Origin of the sequence: Anaeromyxobacter sp. SG64 (assembly GCF_022690745.1) — a bacterium.
GTDB classification, from domain to species: domain Bacteria; phylum Myxococcota; class Myxococcia; order Myxococcales; family Anaeromyxobacteraceae; genus Anaeromyxobacter; species Anaeromyxobacter soli.
Genome location: NZ_JALCZB010000018.1, coordinates 21,719 through 37,788, shown reverse-complemented (window position 1 = coordinate 37,788; position 16,070 = coordinate 21,719). Strand labels below are relative to the sequence as shown.

At 73.8% G+C, this 16,070-nt stretch carries 12 protein-coding genes; 9 read left to right on the top strand and 3 right to left on the bottom strand.

Features of this window, described 5'->3' with window-relative positions; translation table 11 throughout:
• Positions 1-63: 63 nt before the first annotated feature.
• Genes MNZ29_RS07990 through MNZ29_RS07980 form a run of 3 tightly spaced genes read left to right on the top strand, consistent with a single transcriptional unit; the run spans position 64 to position 3,897 of the window.
• The gene (locus MNZ29_RS07990; protein ID WP_242354734.1) at positions 64-510 is read left to right on the top strand and encodes a low molecular weight protein-tyrosine-phosphatase; all 447 of its coding nucleotides are present in this window, start codon (positions 64-66) and stop codon (positions 508-510) included.
• On the top strand, positions 507-1,634 hold the full coding sequence (locus MNZ29_RS07985) for a polysaccharide export protein (RefSeq protein ID WP_242354732.1): 1,128 nt from the start codon (positions 507-509) through the stop codon (positions 1,632-1,634). Before MNZ29_RS07990 ends, MNZ29_RS07985 begins: the two co-directional genes overlap by 4 nt.
• Positions 1,635-1,638: 4 nt before the next feature.
• A complete protein-coding gene (locus MNZ29_RS07980) occupies positions 1,639-3,897 on the top strand; it encodes a polysaccharide biosynthesis tyrosine autokinase (protein ID WP_242354730.1) in 2,259 nt (752 codons plus the stop codon).
• A gap of 152 nt (positions 3,898-4,049) precedes the next feature.
• On the opposite strand, the gene MNZ29_RS07975 is transcribed toward MNZ29_RS07980, so the two are convergent.
• The 3 genes from MNZ29_RS07975 to MNZ29_RS07965 all read right to left on the bottom strand — a co-directional run bounded on the left by MNZ29_RS07975 (position 4,050) and on the right by MNZ29_RS07965 (position 5,642).
• Positions 4,050-4,490: a hypothetical protein gene (locus MNZ29_RS07975; protein WP_242354728.1), complete on the bottom strand. Its 441-nt coding sequence runs from the start codon at positions 4,488-4,490 to the stop codon at positions 4,050-4,052.
• Positions 4,491-4,557: 67 nt separating this feature from the next.
• The gene (locus MNZ29_RS07970) at positions 4,558-5,034 is read right to left on the bottom strand and encodes a zf-HC2 domain-containing protein (RefSeq protein WP_242354726.1); all 477 of its coding nucleotides are present in this window, start codon (positions 5,032-5,034) and stop codon (positions 4,558-4,560) included.
• Positions 5,031-5,642, bottom strand: coding sequence for a sigma-70 family RNA polymerase sigma factor (locus MNZ29_RS07965; protein ID WP_242335557.1), 612 nt, complete (start codon positions 5,640-5,642; stop codon positions 5,031-5,033). Before MNZ29_RS07965 ends, MNZ29_RS07970 begins: the two co-directional genes overlap by 4 nt.
• Before the next feature lie 193 nt (positions 5,643-5,835).
• On the opposite strand from MNZ29_RS07965, the gene MNZ29_RS07960 reads away from it, so the two are divergent.
• From MNZ29_RS07960 to nagZ, 6 genes are all read left to right on the top strand, one after another.
• Positions 5,836-9,117, top strand: coding sequence for a DUF4175 family protein (locus MNZ29_RS07960; protein ID WP_242354724.1), 3,282 nt, complete (start codon positions 5,836-5,838; stop codon positions 9,115-9,117).
• Positions 9,114-10,724, top strand: a complete 1,611-nt coding sequence (locus MNZ29_RS24900; protein WP_242354722.1) for a peptidase MA family metallohydrolase — start codon at positions 9,114-9,116, stop codon at positions 10,722-10,724. Before MNZ29_RS07960 ends, MNZ29_RS24900 begins: the two co-directional genes overlap by 4 nt.
• A 22-nt stretch (positions 10,725-10,746) precedes the next feature.
• Positions 10,747-11,772, top strand: coding sequence for a MoxR family ATPase (locus MNZ29_RS07950; protein ID WP_242354721.1), 1,026 nt, complete (start codon positions 10,747-10,749; stop codon positions 11,770-11,772).
• 7 nt (positions 11,773-11,779) lie between these two features.
• Complete coding sequence (locus MNZ29_RS07945) at positions 11,780-12,685, top strand: DUF58 domain-containing protein (RefSeq protein ID WP_242354719.1); 906 nt, start codon at positions 11,780-11,782, stop codon at positions 12,683-12,685.
• The gene (locus tag MNZ29_RS07940; RefSeq protein WP_242354717.1) at positions 12,682-14,835 is read left to right on the top strand and encodes a BatA domain-containing protein; all 2,154 of its coding nucleotides are present in this window, start codon (positions 12,682-12,684) and stop codon (positions 14,833-14,835) included. The genes MNZ29_RS07945 and MNZ29_RS07940 overlap by 4 nt, the downstream gene beginning before the upstream one ends.
• A gap of 89 nt (positions 14,836-14,924) precedes the next feature.
• Positions 14,925-16,019 carry a beta-N-acetylhexosaminidase gene (gene nagZ / locus MNZ29_RS07935; RefSeq protein WP_242354715.1) on the top strand — a complete coding sequence of 365 codons (1,095 nt, stop codon included), beginning with the start codon at positions 14,925-14,927 and terminating at the stop codon, positions 16,017-16,019.
• Positions 16,020-16,070 lie beyond the last annotated feature (51 nt).

The following is a 16,070-nucleotide window of genomic DNA, read 5'->3' as shown; positions in this document are numbered from 1 at the left end:
GGGGACGGCGATCCGGAACAGGGCGTGCCGTTCTTCGCGGCCAGACGCTCCAGAAGTGAACAGATGCTCGACCGAGTCCTGATCGTGTGCGTCGGCAACATCTGCCGGAGCCCCATGGCGGAGGCCCTCCTGCGCGCGCGGTTCGCGGCGCGGGGGCGCGGCCGCGTGGAGTCGGCGGGGCTCGGCGCGCTCGAGGGACGGGGCGCCGACCCGATCGCGGTGGCCCTCCTGGCGGAGCGCGGGATCGACCTCACGCCCCACCGGGCCCGCCAGCTCACCCCCGAGATGCTTGCGGCGTCGGACCTCGTGCTCGTGATGGAGTCGGGCCACCAGCGGCAGATCGAGGCCATCGCGCCCTCTGCGCGTGGTCGCGTGCACCGCATCGGAAAGTTCGGAGGGTTCGACGTGCCGGATCCGTACCACCTGCCCCGTGCTTCCTTCGAGTCGGCCCTGGCGCTCATCGAGCGCGGCCTCGAGGACTTCGATCGCGCGTTCTGGAGGGTGCCGTGAGCACGCTCGCTCGCCCGGCCGCCCTCGGTCTCGCCGCGCTCGGCCTCCTCGCCACGGGCTGCCGCTCCATCGCTCCCGGCCTCCAGTTCAAGCCGGACAAGCTCGAGGCGCGCGGCACCGCCGAGCAGCCCATCGCGATCGTCCCCATCTCTTCCAAGGTGCTCGTCGAGCAGGCCGAGGCGCGCGTCCGCGCCGCGAGCGCACGCCCGAAGGACCCGCTCGCAGACGAGGCCGCCAGCTGGCAGTACCGGATCGCGCCGTTCGACGTGCTGTCCGTCATCGTGTGGGATCATCCGGAGCTCACCATCCCGGCCGGTGAGTTCCGCGCGGCGGAGACCTTCGGCAACGCGGTGCAGGCGGACGGGACGATGTTCTACCCGCACGTCGGCGTGATCGACGTGGGCGGCAAGACCCTCCCCGAGGTCCGCGTCCTCATCGCCGAGCGGCTGCGCAAGTACATCGAGAACCCGCAGCTCGACGTGCGCATCGCCGCGTTCCGTGGGCAGCGCGTGGAGGTGACGGGCGAGGTGGTGCAGCCCACGACGCTCCCGATCAGCGACGTGCCGCTGCGCGTGCAGGACGCCATCGCCGCCTGCCGCGGGCTCGCGCCCGGCGCCTGGACGCGGGGCGTCGCGCTCACCCGCGAAGGCCGCACCTACCGGCTCGACCTGCAGGCCTTCTACGACGAGGGAGATCGCTCGCAGAACTGGCTCCTCAAGGACGGCGACGTGCTGCACGTGCCCTCGCGCGAGGAGAACAAGGTCTTCGTGCTCGGCGAGGTGATGCGCCAGTCGTCGAAGCTCATGGCGCGCGGCCGGATGACGCTCGCCGAGGCCATCGGCGACTCCGAGGGCTTCTCGCCGGTGTCGTCGAACCCGGGAGAGGTGTACGTGTTCCGGGGCCGCTACGACGCGCCGCGCGTTTACCGGCTGAACGCCTCGAGCGCCGACGCCATGCTGCTCGCCACCCAGTTCCAGCTCGAGCCGCTCGACGTCGTCTACGTGGCGCCGTACGGCCTCACCAACTGGAACCGCGTGGTGACGCAGATCCTCCCGACCATACAGGGCATCTGGCAGAGCGTCGATCTCGCCAACCGCGGCCAGAACGTGCTCCAGGGGAACTAGTCCAATGTCGAAGCACGGAGACGTGGCCCTGGAGGTCGTCCCGAGGTCGGCGCCGCCGCCGGAGGAGCTGCCGGCCGCCGACGTGGGAGATGAGGACGAGGTCTCGCTCCGCGAGTACCTCGACGTGATCGTCGCGAACCGCTGGCTCATCGCGGCGGCCACCGCCGCCGCGGTCCTCATCGGCGGCGCGTACGCGCTCCTCGCGACGCCCGTCTACCGCTCCGACGTGCTCGTCCAGGTCGAGCAGAAGAAGGGTGGCTTCGGGTTCGATGACATGAGCGACATGCTGGGCGAGAGCTCGCCGGCAGAGACGGAGATCGAGATCCTCCGGTCGCGGGCGCTCGTGGGCGCAGTCGTGGACGAGCTCCGGCTCGAGCTCGTCGCGCGGCCGCGCCGCTTCCCGCTCGTGGGAGGCGCCTTCGCACGCACCTACCGGGGCGAGGAGCCCCGCGGACCGGTCCTCGGCCTCGGAGCGTTTGGCTGGGGCGGCGAGCGGATCGCGCTCGGCCGCCTCGAGCTCTCGCCGGCGCTCGCCGCCGAGGAGCTGACGCTCGTCGCCGGCGAGGGCGGCGCCTACCGGGTGGAGGGTGAGGACGGACGCGCGCTCGCCCAGGGCAAGGTGGGCGAGCAGGTCTCGGGCGGCGGGCTCGAGATCTTCGTCGCCGATCTGCTCGCCAGGCCGGGGACGGAGTTCCGCATCTCGCGCCGCCCGCGCGACGAGGTCGTGGAGGGGCTGCAGCAGGACCTGCGCATCTCCGAGAAGGGCAAGAAGACCGGCGTGCTGCAGCTCGCGCTCGAGGGGCCGGATCGCGCCGGGATCGCCGCGATCCTCGACTCGCTCTCGCGCAAGTACCTCCGGCAGAACGTCGAGCGTAAGAGCGCCGAGGCGCAGAAGACGCTCGAGTTCCTGGATGAGCAGTTGCCCGCGCTGCGCTCGAAGCTGGAGGGCGCGGAGGTCGAGCTCGAGCGGTACCGCGCGCGAGACGGGGCCGTGGACGTCACGCTCGCCACCCAGGCCGCCCTGCAGCGCGTCGTCGAGGTCGAGAAGGGCATCTCCGAGCTGCAGGTCGAGTACGCGGCGCTCCGGCAGAAGTTCACGGAGAGCCACCCGGTGCTGGTCGCGATGCGAGACAAGCTCTCCCGGCTCGCGGAGGAGCGCGCGCGCATCGACCGGCGCATGAAGGACCTGCCCGAGGCGGAGCTCGAATCCGCTCGGCGGCTGCGCGACGTGAAGGTCGCGAACGAGCTCTACCTCACCCTGCTCAACCGCGCCCAGGAGCTGAAGGTCGTGAAGGAGGGGACGGTCGGAAACGTCCGCATCCTCGACGCGGCCATCCTCCCCGCGAAGCCCGTCGCGCCCCGCAAGGCGGTGGTGGTGCTCCTCGCCCTGTTCCTCGGCGCCGCCGCTGGCGTCGCGATCGCCTTCGCGCGCCGCGCGCTCGATCAGGGCATGGAGGACCCGGAGGCGATCGAGCGAGCCACGGGGCTCGGCGTGCACGCGAGCATCCCGCGCTGCGAGGGGCACGCGGAGGGCGAGCGTCGTGCCATCAAGGAGCGCCGCGCCGTCCCCGTGCTCGCCGCCACGGATCCGGCGAACATGACCGTCGAGGCGCTTCGCAGCCTGCGGACGAGCCTCCAGTTCGCCCTCTTCGAGGCGCGAAATCCGATCGTGACCATCGGCGGTGCGGCGCCGGGCGTCGGCAAGTCGTTCGTGACGGTGAACCTCGCCCACCTGCTCGGCGAGTCCGGCAAGCGGGTCGTGGTGGTGGACGCGGACCTGCGCCGCGGCTACCTGCACCGCCACCTCGGCGTCCCCCGCGCGCCCGGGGTCTCCGACGTCCTCGGCGGGCAGCTCTCGCTCGACGAGGCGCTGCGCGAGACGGGGAGCGAGAACGTCCGGTTCCTCTCGACCGGCCGGATCCCCCCGAACCCGGCGGAGCTCCTCGGGAGCGAGCGCTTCCAGCGCCTCCTGGCCGAGCTCGCGGGCCGCTTCGACGTGGTGCTGGTTGATACGCCGCCCATCCTTGCGGTCACCGACGCGGCGCTCATCGCGCGTCACGCCGGCGTGAACCTGCTCGTGCTGAAGTGGGGCGCCCATCCCCTCCGCGAGGTGGTCGCGGCGCTGCGCGGGTTCGGCCGTGCGGGCGCGCGGGTGCACGGGATCGTTCTGAACTCCGTCTCGGTCGAGCGGGGGCTCGGGCGGGGGAGCGCGTACCACTATCAGTACCGGTACGCGGCGGCGTCGAGTGAGGACGACGACTAGCGTCTTCCCGCCTCATCGCGCGCTGCGCTGCCCGTCACCGCGGAGGCGGCAAGCGGTCGCCGCCTAGGGGCGCGCGCTTCATCCCTCGATCCGAGCTGACCTTAGCTGCTCGCCGGCCGGTGGGTACGACTCGTCGAGGAGTGGGGGGCCGTCTACGGCCAGGCGTTCACGGTGAGGAAGAGGGCCTCGCCCTTCTTCTCGCCGGTGACCTGGTGCACGATGCGCTGGCCCTTCTGCACGGTGAGGCGCGACTGGGTGTTCCGCGAGGTGAGCGCCACCTCGAACGTCACCGTGTCGCCGTGCCGCTCCTGCAGCGTGAGCGCGGCGCTCTCGCCGCCCGGCAGCTCGACGAACTGCGTCCGGCCGCGCTCGAGCTCCATCCGGTGCTCGCTCACCTGATCCCATCGGACGTAGGCGAGCGGCGAGAGCTGGCGGCGCAGGTCCTCGAGGCGGGGATCGACCTTGGCCGGTCCCTGCCGCGAGCCCTTGATGACGCGAACCCTGACCGGCACCTCGGCGTGGGCGGCCGTGGGCAGGCCGGCGCCGATCGCGAGGAGGGCGCCGAGGGTCGCGGCGAAGAGCGTGCGGGTCACCGGGTCTCCTGAAGCTTCGCAGGCTCGCTCGTGCTGAGCCTGTCGAAGCACGAGCGGCGGCATCGAGTCACGAGTGCTCCCCGTCGTCGAGCAGCACCACCGGGCCGTCCGACGTCTGCAGCACCATCGTCACCTCGCCCTCGGTCGAGAGCTCGAGGGAGGCCACCTGGCCGAGCTGGCCGCCTTCGAGGCGAACGTACACGACGAGCGCGACCGCCGCCAGAACCGGCACGAGCGAGGCGAGCGCGGCCCGCGGGTGCGCCCGGAACCACCCGAGGAAGCCACGCCGGCCGCGCGCGGGCGCGAGCCCACGCGCGGCGCCGACCCGCGCCATCACCTGGTCCACGAACGGCGCGAAGTCCCGGGCGTTCGCGCGTGCGAGGAGCGACTCGCCTACGAGGCCGTCGAGCGCGGCCAGCTCCGCCGCGGTGGCGCGGCAGCTGGCGCAGCCCTGGAGGTGGAGGTCGAGCGCGCGCCGCTCCTCCTCCGTGAGCTCTCCCGGGCGCGCGCCGAGCATCGGGGCGTAGCGGACGCAGTCCATCATGGCGCCGACTCCTCGTCGTCCCCTGCGCTGCGCTCCGCGTAGCCGCGCAGCGCGGTCTGCATCTTCTTCCGCGCATGGAAGAGCCGGCTCATCACCGTGCCCTTGTGGATCCCGAGGCGCTCGGCGAGCTCCTCGTAGGAGAGCCCCTCCACCTCGCGCAGCACGAGGATGGTCCGGTGCTTCTCGGGCAGGGTCGCGAGGGCGTCCTGGATCTTCTCCGCCATCTCGCGGCGGAGCACGTTCTCGGCGGGATCGTCCCCCAGCGTCGTCGCGAGGATGCCCTCGCCGCCGCCGGTCAGGTCGCTCTCGCGCACCTCGTCAACGTCCTCCTTCTGCGAGACGCGCTCGCGCCGGACGGCGTCGATGGACAGGTGCGTCGCGATGCGGAAGAGCCAGGTCGAGAACGACGACTTGCCCTCGAACGCGCCCAGGTGCCCGTGGACCCGCACGAACGCCTCCTGGGCGACGTCCCAGGCGAGGTCCGAGTCTTTCACGATGCCGAGCGCCACGGCGTAGACCTTCCTCTGGTAGCGGACGACGAGCGCGCGAAAGGCGGCGGGATCGCCTGCCTGGGCCTTCGAGACCAGCGCGAGGTCGTCAGCTTCCATCGGTCGGACGGCTGCTCCGGGGTGTAAATTCAAGCGGAGGGCGAAAACTAGCACACCCTGGACGGCGCGCTCCCAGAGAGGTGCGCCGCACACCTGCCCCGTGCGTAACACCGCGGGGGCACCCCGGACCTGCCCGCGTTATCCTCCCTGAACCCGCCGGGCCGAGGGCGGGCGCTTCTCTACGAAAGGGCCGATGACCGTCGCGTACGGTGACATCGCGCGCGTCCTCGACGGGGCGCGGCGCCGACAGCTCCGCATCGTCCTGCTCGCCGCGCTCGGCTTCGGGCTCGCGGCCGGGCTCGCCGTGCTGCTCGCGGGGGCGGTGGCGCTCTACCTCGGCGCACGCATCGGCATGCGATCCCTGACGCTCGCCGCGGCTGCCACGGCGATCGTCGCCGCCGCCGCGCTCGCGATCCGCGCGCTCCTCCGCACCGCCTGGAGCGCCGAGGCCGCCGCCCGCACCGTCGCGCGCGACGCGCCGGCGCTCCGCTCCGACCTCCTGTCCTCGGTCGAGCTCGCGCGCGAGCGCGAGGCCATCCAGGCGAGCGGGCGTTACTCGGTCGCGCTCGTGGACGCCCACCTCGCGCGGACCGCGGAGGCGGCGCAGGAGGTGGACCTCGCGCGCGCCGTGCCGGATCTCTGGGCGCGGCGGGGAGGGCTCGCGCTCGTCCTCGCGCTCGGCGCCCACGCGGCCGCCTTCCTCCTCGGCGGCAGCCCCCTCGCGCACGCCTACGGCCGCGTGCTGCTCGGCGATCCGCCCGGCACGCCCGCCCCCGCCGCCGACCCGATCACGGGCGATATCCAGCTCACCTTCAAGTACCCCGCGTACATGAAGCGCGAGCCGCGCACGCTCTCCGGCACCGGGGGCGAGATCCGCGCGCCGAAGGGTACCGAGGTCACGCTCGAGACGCGCGCCGACCGCGACGTGAAGCAGGCCGAGCTCGTCATCGCGTTCGACCTCGATCCCGCCGCTCGGGGCCGCGCCGGGGGTGCGCAGCCGGCCGGCGTCGGCGTCAGCGCGGAGAGGCAGCCCCGGACCGGCACGAACGAGTCTGGTCCCGGTAGGCCCGCCGAACGGCCCGCTGGCGCAAAGGAGTCCGCTCGCGGTGAGCCTGTCGAGCCACGAGCGGAGCCGGCGGCAGCGCCGGTGAAGCGCTTCGCCCTGTCCGTCGGCGGCAAGCGCGACCTGCGCGGCCGGCTGCTCGTGACCGACGGCGGCAGCTACCGCTTCCGCTACCTCGACGGGAAGGCGGTCGTCGCCGAGGGACCGCCCATCCCGATCGTCGTGGAGCCGGACGCGTTCCCGGAGGTGCGCATCACCGCGCCGGAGCGCGAGCTGGAGGTGGACGCGAACGCGCGCGTGGCGATCGAGTGGCAGGCCGAGGACGACGTGGGGCTCTCCGAGGCGGCGCTCGTCCTGAAGCGCGCGGGCGGCGCGGAGGAGCGGCGGGTGCTGCGCCGGCAGCAGGGGCTGCGCCGCGACGGTGGGGTGTACGAGCTCGACCTCGTCGCGGAGAAGCTCGGCGAGGGGGAGCGGCTCGACTACTGGCTCGAGGCGCTCGACACGGACACGGTCTCCGGCCCCAAGAAGACCCGCACCGAGACGCACACGCTCAAGATCTACTCCGAGGCCGAGCACCGCCGGCAGGTGCTCGAGAACGCGCGCGCCGTGTTCGAGGAGCTCGTGGGGGTCCTGGGCGACCGGCTGGAGACGCTCGCGGCCGGACCGGTGACGACCGCGGAGCGGCTCGCGCCGGTGCAGGCGCTCGACGTCCGCACGCGCCACCTGCACGAGCGCATGAGCGACGCGGCGCGCGAGATCCGCCGCGACCGCGCCGGCCCGCGGGAGGTCGCCGACGCGCTCACGAACGTCGCGGGCGCGATCCGCTCCGCCGCGGGACGCGTCGCCGGCCCGCGCGGCTCGGTGGCGCAGGCGATCCGCGTGCGCATCCGGCCCGACGCCTCGCTCCTCCGCGGCATGGCCGCGCTCGACGGGCTGCTCGATCAGGAGCTGGAGAAGGGCGCCCTCTACCTTGAGCAGCTCCTCGACAAGCGCCGCGCCGAGGACCTCGTCCGGCTCGCGAAGGACCTCGCGAGCCGCCGCCGCGAGCTCGCCTCGCTCATGGAGAAGTACCGCGCCTCGCCGAGCGACGCGGCGAAGAAGGAGCTGCTCGCCGAGATCGGCCGGATGAAGGAGCGCGTGAAGGACCTGCTCGCGCAGATGGCCGAGCTCTCGAAGGGCTTCAACGACGAGCACATGAACGCCGAGGCGCTCGCCGAGCTCGCGCGCTCGAAGGACCTCGTGGGCGGGCTCGACGAGGTGGAGAAGCTGCTCGCGAAGGGCGACGTCGAGGCGGCGATGAAGGCGCTCGACGCGATGGCCTCCTCCATGGACCAGATGCTCGCCGGGCTCCAGCGCACCGCGGGGCGGCCGGACGAGAAGGCCCAGGCGCTCATGAAGGAGATGCTCGCCTTCAAGGAGCAGCTCGAGAAGGTCAAGGCGGAGCAGGAGGCCACCGCCGGCGAGACGGACCAGGTCCGCGCGGAGTACCGCAAGAAGCTGCAGGAGCGGGTGAGGGCCTCGGAGCAGGAGGTGAAGCGCCTCGCGGAGCTCGCCGGCGAGGCGCGCAAGGACGTGGAGCGCGCGGCGCCGGGGATCTCCTACCGCTCGGAGATGGAGTACGAGCAGTCGCGCGAGGCGCTCTCCGATCTCGAGCGCGCGCTCGGCATGAAGGAGATGGGGGCCGCCTGGGAGACCGCGCAGCGCGCGGCCCCGTCGGTGGAGCGGCTCTCGCGCTACCTCGAGGAGGACGCCGAGCTGTCGCGGCAGCCGGCGCTCGGCACGCCCCGCGAGTCCATCGCCGACGCGCACCGCGCGGTGGACGCGGCGGTGCCGAAGGCGCGCGAGATCCGCGACGCCCTCTCGAAGATGTTCCCCGACCCGCGCTCGGTCCTGCCGCCCGAGGCGCAGAAGCGGCTCGGCGAGCTCGCGAAGAAGCAGGGCGCGCTCGAGCAGAAGGCGCAGGGGCTCCAGCAGAAGCTCGGGGAGCTCATGCAGCAGGCGCCGATCTTCCCGCAGGAGGCGCAGGCGCAGCTCGGCGAGTCGCGCGGCCACATGGGCGAGGCCGCCGCGGAGCTCGGTAACCGCAACCCGCAGCGCGGCCACGGTGAGCAGGCGCTCGCGCTCGACGCGCTCGCGCGCTTCCAGAAGGGGCTCGAGGAGGCCGCGAAGCGCCAGGGCCAGGGCGGCGGGGGCGGGATGGGCTTCCCGTTCCCGTTCGGCGGCGAGCAGGGCGGCGGCGAGGAGTCGGGCGACGGCCGCGAGGCGTCGCGGGAGAAGGTGAAGATCCCGGGCGCGGAGGCCTACAAGGTGCCCGAGGAGTTCCGCAAGGACCTGCTCGACGCGATGAGGCAGGGCGCCCCGGAGCGCTACAAGGGCGAGGTGCAGCGCTACTACGAGGAGCTCGTCAAGTGAGGGCCCTCGCGCTCGCCCTCGTCGCGGCGCTCGTCGCCGGTTCGGCCCCCGCCTCCGCGGCGCCGCCCGCGAAGAACGTCACCCCCCACGCCTCGCCCGCGCGCCCCCCGCGCCCGAAGCTCGCGCTCCCGGAGCGGATCTCCGGCGCGCTGCGCACGCTCGCCGACGAGGACGTCGCGAGCGCCCGCGCCGTGATCGAGCCGCTCTTCGCGGCGAGCCCCGACGAGCCGGCGGTCCGCCTCGCCGCCGGGCTCCTGCGCTTCTACGAGCAGCGCTACGCGGAGGCGGTGCCGCTCGTCGAGTCGTCGGGGCTCGGCGATCCCGCCGGCTACCTCGCCCTCGCGAAGGCCGCGCTCGAGGTCACGAAGGACGACGCCCGCTTCGAGAGCGAGCACTTCGTCGTCGCGTACCCGAAGGGCAAGGACGAGGTGCTCGTGCCGTACCTCGTGGACGCGCTCGAGCGGCAGCGCGCCGCGCTCGCGAGAAGCCTCGCCTTCACGCCGGATGCGCGGCTGACGGTCGAGATCGTGAACGACGTGAAGGAGCTCGCCAAGGTCTCGACGCTCAGCGAGCAGGAGATCCGCACCTCCGGCACGGTGGCGGTGTGCAAGTTCAACAAGCTGATGCTCCTCTCGCCCAAGGCGCTGCTCAAGGGCTACGACTGGCTCGACACCGCCGCGCACGAGTACACGCACCACGTGCTCACGCTGAAGTCGCGCAACCGCGCGCCCATCTGGCTGCAGGAGGGGCTCGCGAAGTGGTTCGAGGACGACTGGCGCGGGGGCGGCGAGCCGATCTCGCCCGTGTCGGCCGCGCTCGTGCGCGAGGCGGTGCAGAAGAACGACCTCGTCTCCTTCGAGGAGATGCACCCCTCGCTCGCGAAGCTGCCTTCGCAGGAGCGCGCCGCGCTCGCCTACGCGCAGGTCGCCCTCGCCATCGAGTACCTCGTGCAGCAGCGGGGCCCGCCGGTGCTGCCGCGCATCCTCGACGCGCTCGCGCGCGGCGAGCCGACCGAGGCGGCGGTGTCGGAGGTCCTCGGCGTGCCGTTCCCGCGCTTCCTCGGCGAGTGGCGCCGCCACATGGGGAGCCGGGCGCTGCCGCGCGGCGGCGAGCACGCGCTCGCCAAGCTCCGCTTCAAGGACGACCCGAAGCAGGCGGGCCAGTGGGCCGAGTGGGCGGAGATCCCGGACGAGCGCGCGCGCGGCTTCGCGCGGCTGGGCGAGATCATGCGCACGCGCGGCAAGTGGACCGCCGCGCGCATCGAGTACGGCAAGGCCGTGCAGCGGGTGGGCGCCCGGGTGCCCATCCTCTCGAACCAGTACGCGCTCGCCGCGATGATGTCCGGCGCGGACGGGGAGGCTGAGCGGGTGCTCCGCGAGGCGCTCGGCTGGAGCCCCGACTACGCCGCGCTCCACGTGCGGCTCGCCCGCATCCTGCTCGCCCGCAAGGACTTCGCGGGCGCGAAGGAGCACCTCCTCGTCGCGAACCGACAGGACCCGTTCGACCCGGACATCCACGCCGGCCTCGCCAAGGCGCTCGAGGCGAGCGGGGACCCGGGCGGCGCCTCGCGGGAAGCGGGCTTTGCGCGGATACTCGCGGACCACTAGCCGGCACGGAGCGGAACAGGCCATGTCCACCACGACCCTCGACACGAGCGCATCGCCCAACCCCGAGGCCGATCTCCAGGCCGTCCGCGAGCTGCACGAGGCGCGGCGGCTCCTCCTCACCGAGATCGAGAAGCGCATCGTCGGCCAGAAGGAGGTCGTGGACTCGCTCCTCGTCGCGCTCTTCGCGCGCGGGCACTGCCTGTTCGTCGGCGTGCCGGGGCTCGCCAAGACGCTCCTCATCTCCACCGTCGCCGACGTCCTCGACCTCTCCTTCAACCGCATCCAGTTCACGCCGGACCTCATGCCCTCCGACATCACGGGCACCGACGTGCTCGAGGAGGACCACACCACCGGGCGCCGCGCCTTCCGCTTCGTCGCCGGCCCGATCTTCGCGAACCTCCTGCTCGCCGACGAGATCAACCGCACGCCGCCGAAGACCCAGGCCGCGCTGCTCCAGGCGATGCAGGAGTACCGCGTCACGGCCGGCGGCGAGACCTACCCGCTCGACCTGCCGTTCCTGGTGTTCGCCACGCAGAACCCCATCGAGCAGGAGGGCACCTACCCGCTCCCCGAGGCGCAGCTCGACCGGTTCATGTTCTACGTGACGGTGAGCTACCCCACCGCGCAGGAGGAGCAGGAGATCGTCCGCTCCACGACCATCGCGTCGCGCCCACCGCTCAAGCGCATCCTCTCGCCCCACAAGATCCGCGAGCTGCAGGACCTCGTCCTGCGCGTCCCCGCCGCCGACCACGTCATCAAGTACGCTGTGGATCTCGTGCGCGCGACGCGCCCCAAGGAGCCGGACGCGCCCGACTTCGTGAAGGAGAACGTCTCCTGGGGCGCCGGCCCGCGCGCGAGCCAGTACCTCGTGCTCGGCGCGAAGAGCCGCGCCATCCTCGACGGCCGCATGGCGGCGAGCGTGGAGGACGTGCGCGCGCTCGCGAGGAACGTCCTCGTGCACCGCGTGATCGCGAACTTCCGCGCCGAGAGCGAGGGCGTGACGAGCGCCGAGATCGTGGGCCGGCTGCTCGAGAAGGTGAAGGGCTAGCGGCGCGATGGCCGACGCGAAGCGCCCCCTCCTCGATCCCGCCGTCCTCGCGAAGCTCGGCACCCTGAAGCTCCGGGTGCGCGCGGTGACGGAGGGCGTGCTCTCCGGGCTCCACAAGTCGCCGCACCACGGCCAGTCGGTCGAGTTCGCCGAGCACAAGGAGTACGCGCCCGGCGACGAGATCCGCCACATCGACTGGAAGGCCTACGGGAAGTTCGACAAGTACTACGTGAAGCGCTTCGAGCAGGAGACGAACCTCCGCGCCTACCTCGTCGTGGACGCCTCCGGCTCGATGGGCTACCGCGGCGATCCCGACCGGCTCTCGAAGCTCGAGTACGCGAGCGCGCTCGCCGCGTCCCTCGGCTACCTGCTCGTACGCCAGCAGGACGCGGCCGGGCTCGTGCTCGTGCAGGGCCACGTCGCGGGCGCCATCCCGCCCCGCGCGTCGGCGAGCCACCTGACGCCGGTCGTCGAGGCGCTCGAGGCGGCGAGGCCCCAGGGCGAGACGCGGCTCGACGCGGCCGTGGACTGGATCATCGAGAACGCGCCGCGCCGCTCCTCGGTCGTGGTCTTCTCGGACCTGCTCGACCCGGACGAGCGCATCGTGAAGAAGCTCGCCCAGCTCGGCCGGCGCAAGCACGAGGTCACGATCTTCCACGTGCTCGATCCCGCCGAGCTCGAGTTCCCGTTCGACGATCCGACCCTGTTCCTCTCCATGGAGGACGCGCGCCAGGTGGAGGCGCACGGTCGCGACGTGCGGAAGGGTTACCTCGAGGTGCTCGGGCGCTGGCTCGAGGAGACGAAGCGGACCGCCGCCGAGGCCGACGTGGACTACGCGCTCTGCCGCACCGACCGCCCGCTCGACGAGGTGCTCGTCCCGTTCCTCGCCCGCCGCGAGCGCAGCGCCGCATGAGCATCGGCTTCCTGAACCCCGCGCTCCTCTGGGGCCTCCTCGCCGCGGCCATCCCGCTCGCGATCCACCTCTTCTTCCGCCGCCGCCCGCGGCCGACGCCCTTCCCGGCGATCGACTTCATCCTCCGCGCCCGGCGCGAGACGCAGCGGCGCCTGCGCATCCGGAAGGTGCTGCTCTTCACCGCGCGCACCCTCCTGCTCGCCGCCGCGGCGCTCGCGATCGCGCGGCCGCGCGCGGAGCGGCCGGGGGAGGCGGCCGCCGCGGTCGTCGAGGGGCCGAAGGCCACGGCCATCGTACTGGACGCCTCCGGCTCCATGCGCTACCGGCTCGGCGGGCGGGCCCTGTTCGAGCGCGCCCGCGCCGACGCGCTCGGCGCCCTCGCCGCGCTCGGTCCCGACGAGCCCGCCACCGCGGTCGTGTGCGGCGCCGAGACGCCCGCCGCCGAACCGCCGGGCTTCGACCGCGCCGCGGTGCGCCGGCTGCTCGAGCAGGCCGAGGCGTGGGCGGGCCACGCGGACCTCACCGCCTGCGTCGGCGCGGCGGTGCGCGCGCTCGCGAGCCCCGCCGCGCAGGCGCGTCTCGGCAAGCGCGTCGTCGTCGCGACCGACCTCGCCGCGAGCGCCTGGCGGCTCGATGTGCCTCCGCCGGTGATCGAGGGGCCGGAGGGGAAGATCCTCCCCGAGGTGACCGTCCAGGACGCCGCGCGCGGCGCGCCGCTCCCGAACCTGGCGGTGGTCGGTCTAGACGCCGAGCCTGATCCCGCGGCGGGCCCCCGCGGCTACCGCGTCACCGCGGCCGTGTCGAGCGCGGGCGGTGAGGCGCGGAAGGACGTTCCGCTCGGGCTCTCCGCCGGGGCCGGCCCCGGCGCGAAGACCGCGATCCGCGCGTTCGTGGATCTCCCCGCCGGCGGCACCGTGCGCAAGACGCTCTCCTATGCCTTCCCGCAGGGCGGCCCGGCCGTGCTGCAGGTGGCGCTCCCGGAGGACGCGCTCCCGATGGACGACGCCCGCGCGGTCGCCCTCGTCGTGCCGCGCGAGGTGAGGGCGCTCGTCGTGGACGGCGCGCCCTCGCCGGTGCGCTACCGGGACGAGGCCTACTTCGTGGAGTCCGCGCTCGCCTCGCCCGCGTCGCCGGTGCGGCCGAAGCTCGTGGACGCGGACGCCTTCCCGGGCGAGGACCTCTCCAGGTACGACGTCGTGCTCCTCCTCAACGTGCGCAGCGTCGGCGCGAAGGCCGCGGAGCTCGAGCGGTTCGTGGAGAACGGCGGCGGGCTCTTCCTCTCGCTCGGCGACGAGGTCGATCCCGAGGCGTACGACCGCGAGCTCGGCAAGCTCCTGCCGATGCCGCTCCACGTCGTGAAGACCGCCGCCTCGCCCGCCGACGGTGCGGCGCGGGCCGCGCGCTTCGCGGACGTGGCCTGGGATCACCCCGCGCTGTCGATCTTCGTGGGCGAGGCGCGCGAGGGGCTCCTCGGCACGCGCACCTACCGCTACGTCCTCGCGAAGCCCGGCCCGAAGGGAGCCCCGGCGACGGTGCTCGCGAGCTTCGACGACGGCGCGCCGGCGCTCGTCGAGGCGCGGCGCGGCCGCGGCCGGGTGCTGCTCTTCACCTCGAGCGCCGACCGCGACTGGACCGACTGGCCGATCCGCACGAGCTTCCTCCCGGCGATGCAGCGCTTCGCCGGCTTCCTGGCGGGCGGGCTCGAGGAGCGGCGCGAGCCGGCGCTCGTGGTGGGCGCGCAGCGGACGATCCGGCTCGAGCCGGGCGAGCGGCTCGCCGGGCTCGTCGATCCGGGCGGGCGGGAACGGGGGCCGGCGGAGCTCGAGCGGATGGGGCTGCGCGAGGGAGAGCGCGGCGGGCTCGTCGTCACGCCGCGCGAGCCGGGCCTCTGGCAGGTGAAGGTGGCGGCGCAGGGCAAGGGCGAGCGGCTCGAGCCGCGCCTCGCGTTCGCCGTCTCGCCCGATCCGCGCGAGTCCGACACGCGGCGGCTCGAGCCGAAGGAGCTCACCGCCTACTTCGGCGGCGAGACGCACGCGAAGGTCGAGGGCGACGCGCAGGCGGCGGGGGCGGGCCGCACGATCCCCCTCTGGTCCGTCCTCCTCGTCCTCGCGCTCGCGGCCTTCTTCCTCGAGGGAGTGCTCATCAGCTGAAGCGAGCGTCGGGCCCGCGGCCCGATCGGCACGGCAGCGCCGCGGAGCGGGCACCTTGCCCGCCGCCCGGCCGTGGCTAGGATGGCGCGGTGATCTCCACGCTCGACCGCGACGTCGCCGGCCTCTTCTGCGTCGGCTTCCACGGCAAGACCCCGTCGCCCGAGGTGCTGGAGCTCGTCCGGCGCGGGGTGTACGGGGTCGTCCTCTTCGGCCGCAACGTGGACGGGGCCGAGCAGGTGGCGGAGCTCGTCCACGCGCTCAAGGCCGCCGCGGGCCGGCCGCTCCTCGTCTCGATCGACCAGGAGGGAGGCCGTGTCGCCCGCCTGCGCGAGCCGCAGGGCTTCACGGAGGTCCCGCCGATGCGCGCGCTGGGCGACGCGGGCGACGCGGCGCTCGCGCGCGAGGTGGGCGCGCTCCTCGGCCGGGAGCTGCGCGCCGTGGGCATCGACCAGGACTACGCGCCGGTCGTGGACGTGGACACGAACCCCGCGAACCCCGTCATCGGAGATCGCGCGTTCTCGCGCGATCCCGCCGCCGTCGCGCGGCTCGGCGTGGCGCTCGCGGAGGGGCTCCAGTCGGCCGGCGTCGCCGCCTGCGCGAAGCACTTCCCCGGCCACGGCGACACGAGCCAGGACTCGCACAAGGACCTGCCCCGCCTCCCGCACCCGCTCGCGCGGCTCGAGGAGGTGGAGCTGGCGCCGTTCCGGGCGCTCGCGCGCGCGGGCGTCGCCTCCGTGATGACCGCGCACGTCGTCTTCGAGGCGCTCGACCCGCGCCGGCCAGCCACGCTCTCGCCGGAGGTGATGCGGCTCCTGCGCGAGCGGGTCGGCTTCCAGGGCTGCGCGATCTCGGACGACCTCGAGATGAAGGCGGTCGCCGAGCACTTCCCGCTCGAGGAGGCCGCGCCGGGCGCGGTCGCGGCGGGGGTGGACGCCCTCCTCGTCTGCCACACCGCGGGCGTGCAGCACCGCGCCATCGATCTCGTCCGCGCCGCCGTCGAGGGCGGGCGCATCCCGCGCGCCCGGCTCGCCGAGGCGCGCGCGCGCGTCGAGCGGCTCCTCGCCTTCGCCGGCCCCGCGCCCGACCCGCGCGGTGTCCTCGCCCGGCTCCGCACCCGGGAGCACCTCGCCGTCGCCACGCGCATCCCGCGGCTCGCGACGGGGCACGACCCGACGCACGTCTGAACGGGATCCCCTCGCGGCGGTCTGCCGGCGATGAACGGCCGATCGGCGCGC

Excerpts from the sequence above, each read along its gene's own strand:
- MNZ29_RS07970 (WP_242354726.1), bottom strand. The coding sequence starts at position 5,034 with ATGATGGACTGCGTCCGCTACGCCCCGATGCTCGGCGCGCGCCCGGGA.
- MNZ29_RS07990 (WP_242354734.1), top strand. The coding sequence starts at position 64 with ATGCTCGACCGAGTCCTGATCGTGTGCGTCGGCAACATCTGCCGGAGC.
- MNZ29_RS07945 (WP_242354719.1), top strand. The coding sequence starts at position 11,780 with ATGGCCGACGCGAAGCGCCCCCTCCTCGATCCCGCCGTCCTCGCGAAG.
- MNZ29_RS07950 (WP_242354721.1), top strand. The coding sequence starts at position 10,747 with ATGTCCACCACGACCCTCGACACGAGCGCATCGCCCAACCCCGAGGCC.
- MNZ29_RS07960 (WP_242354724.1), top strand. The coding sequence starts at position 5,836 with ATGACCGTCGCGTACGGTGACATCGCGCGCGTCCTCGACGGGGCGCGG.
- MNZ29_RS07940 (WP_242354717.1), top strand. The coding sequence starts at position 12,682 with ATGAGCATCGGCTTCCTGAACCCCGCGCTCCTCTGGGGCCTCCTCGCC.
- MNZ29_RS07980 (WP_242354730.1), top strand. The coding sequence starts at position 1,639 with ATGTCGAAGCACGGAGACGTGGCCCTGGAGGTCGTCCCGAGGTCGGCG.
- MNZ29_RS07965 (WP_242335557.1), bottom strand. The coding sequence starts at position 5,642 with ATGGAAGCTGACGACCTCGCGCTGGTCTCGAAGGCCCAGGCAGGCGAT.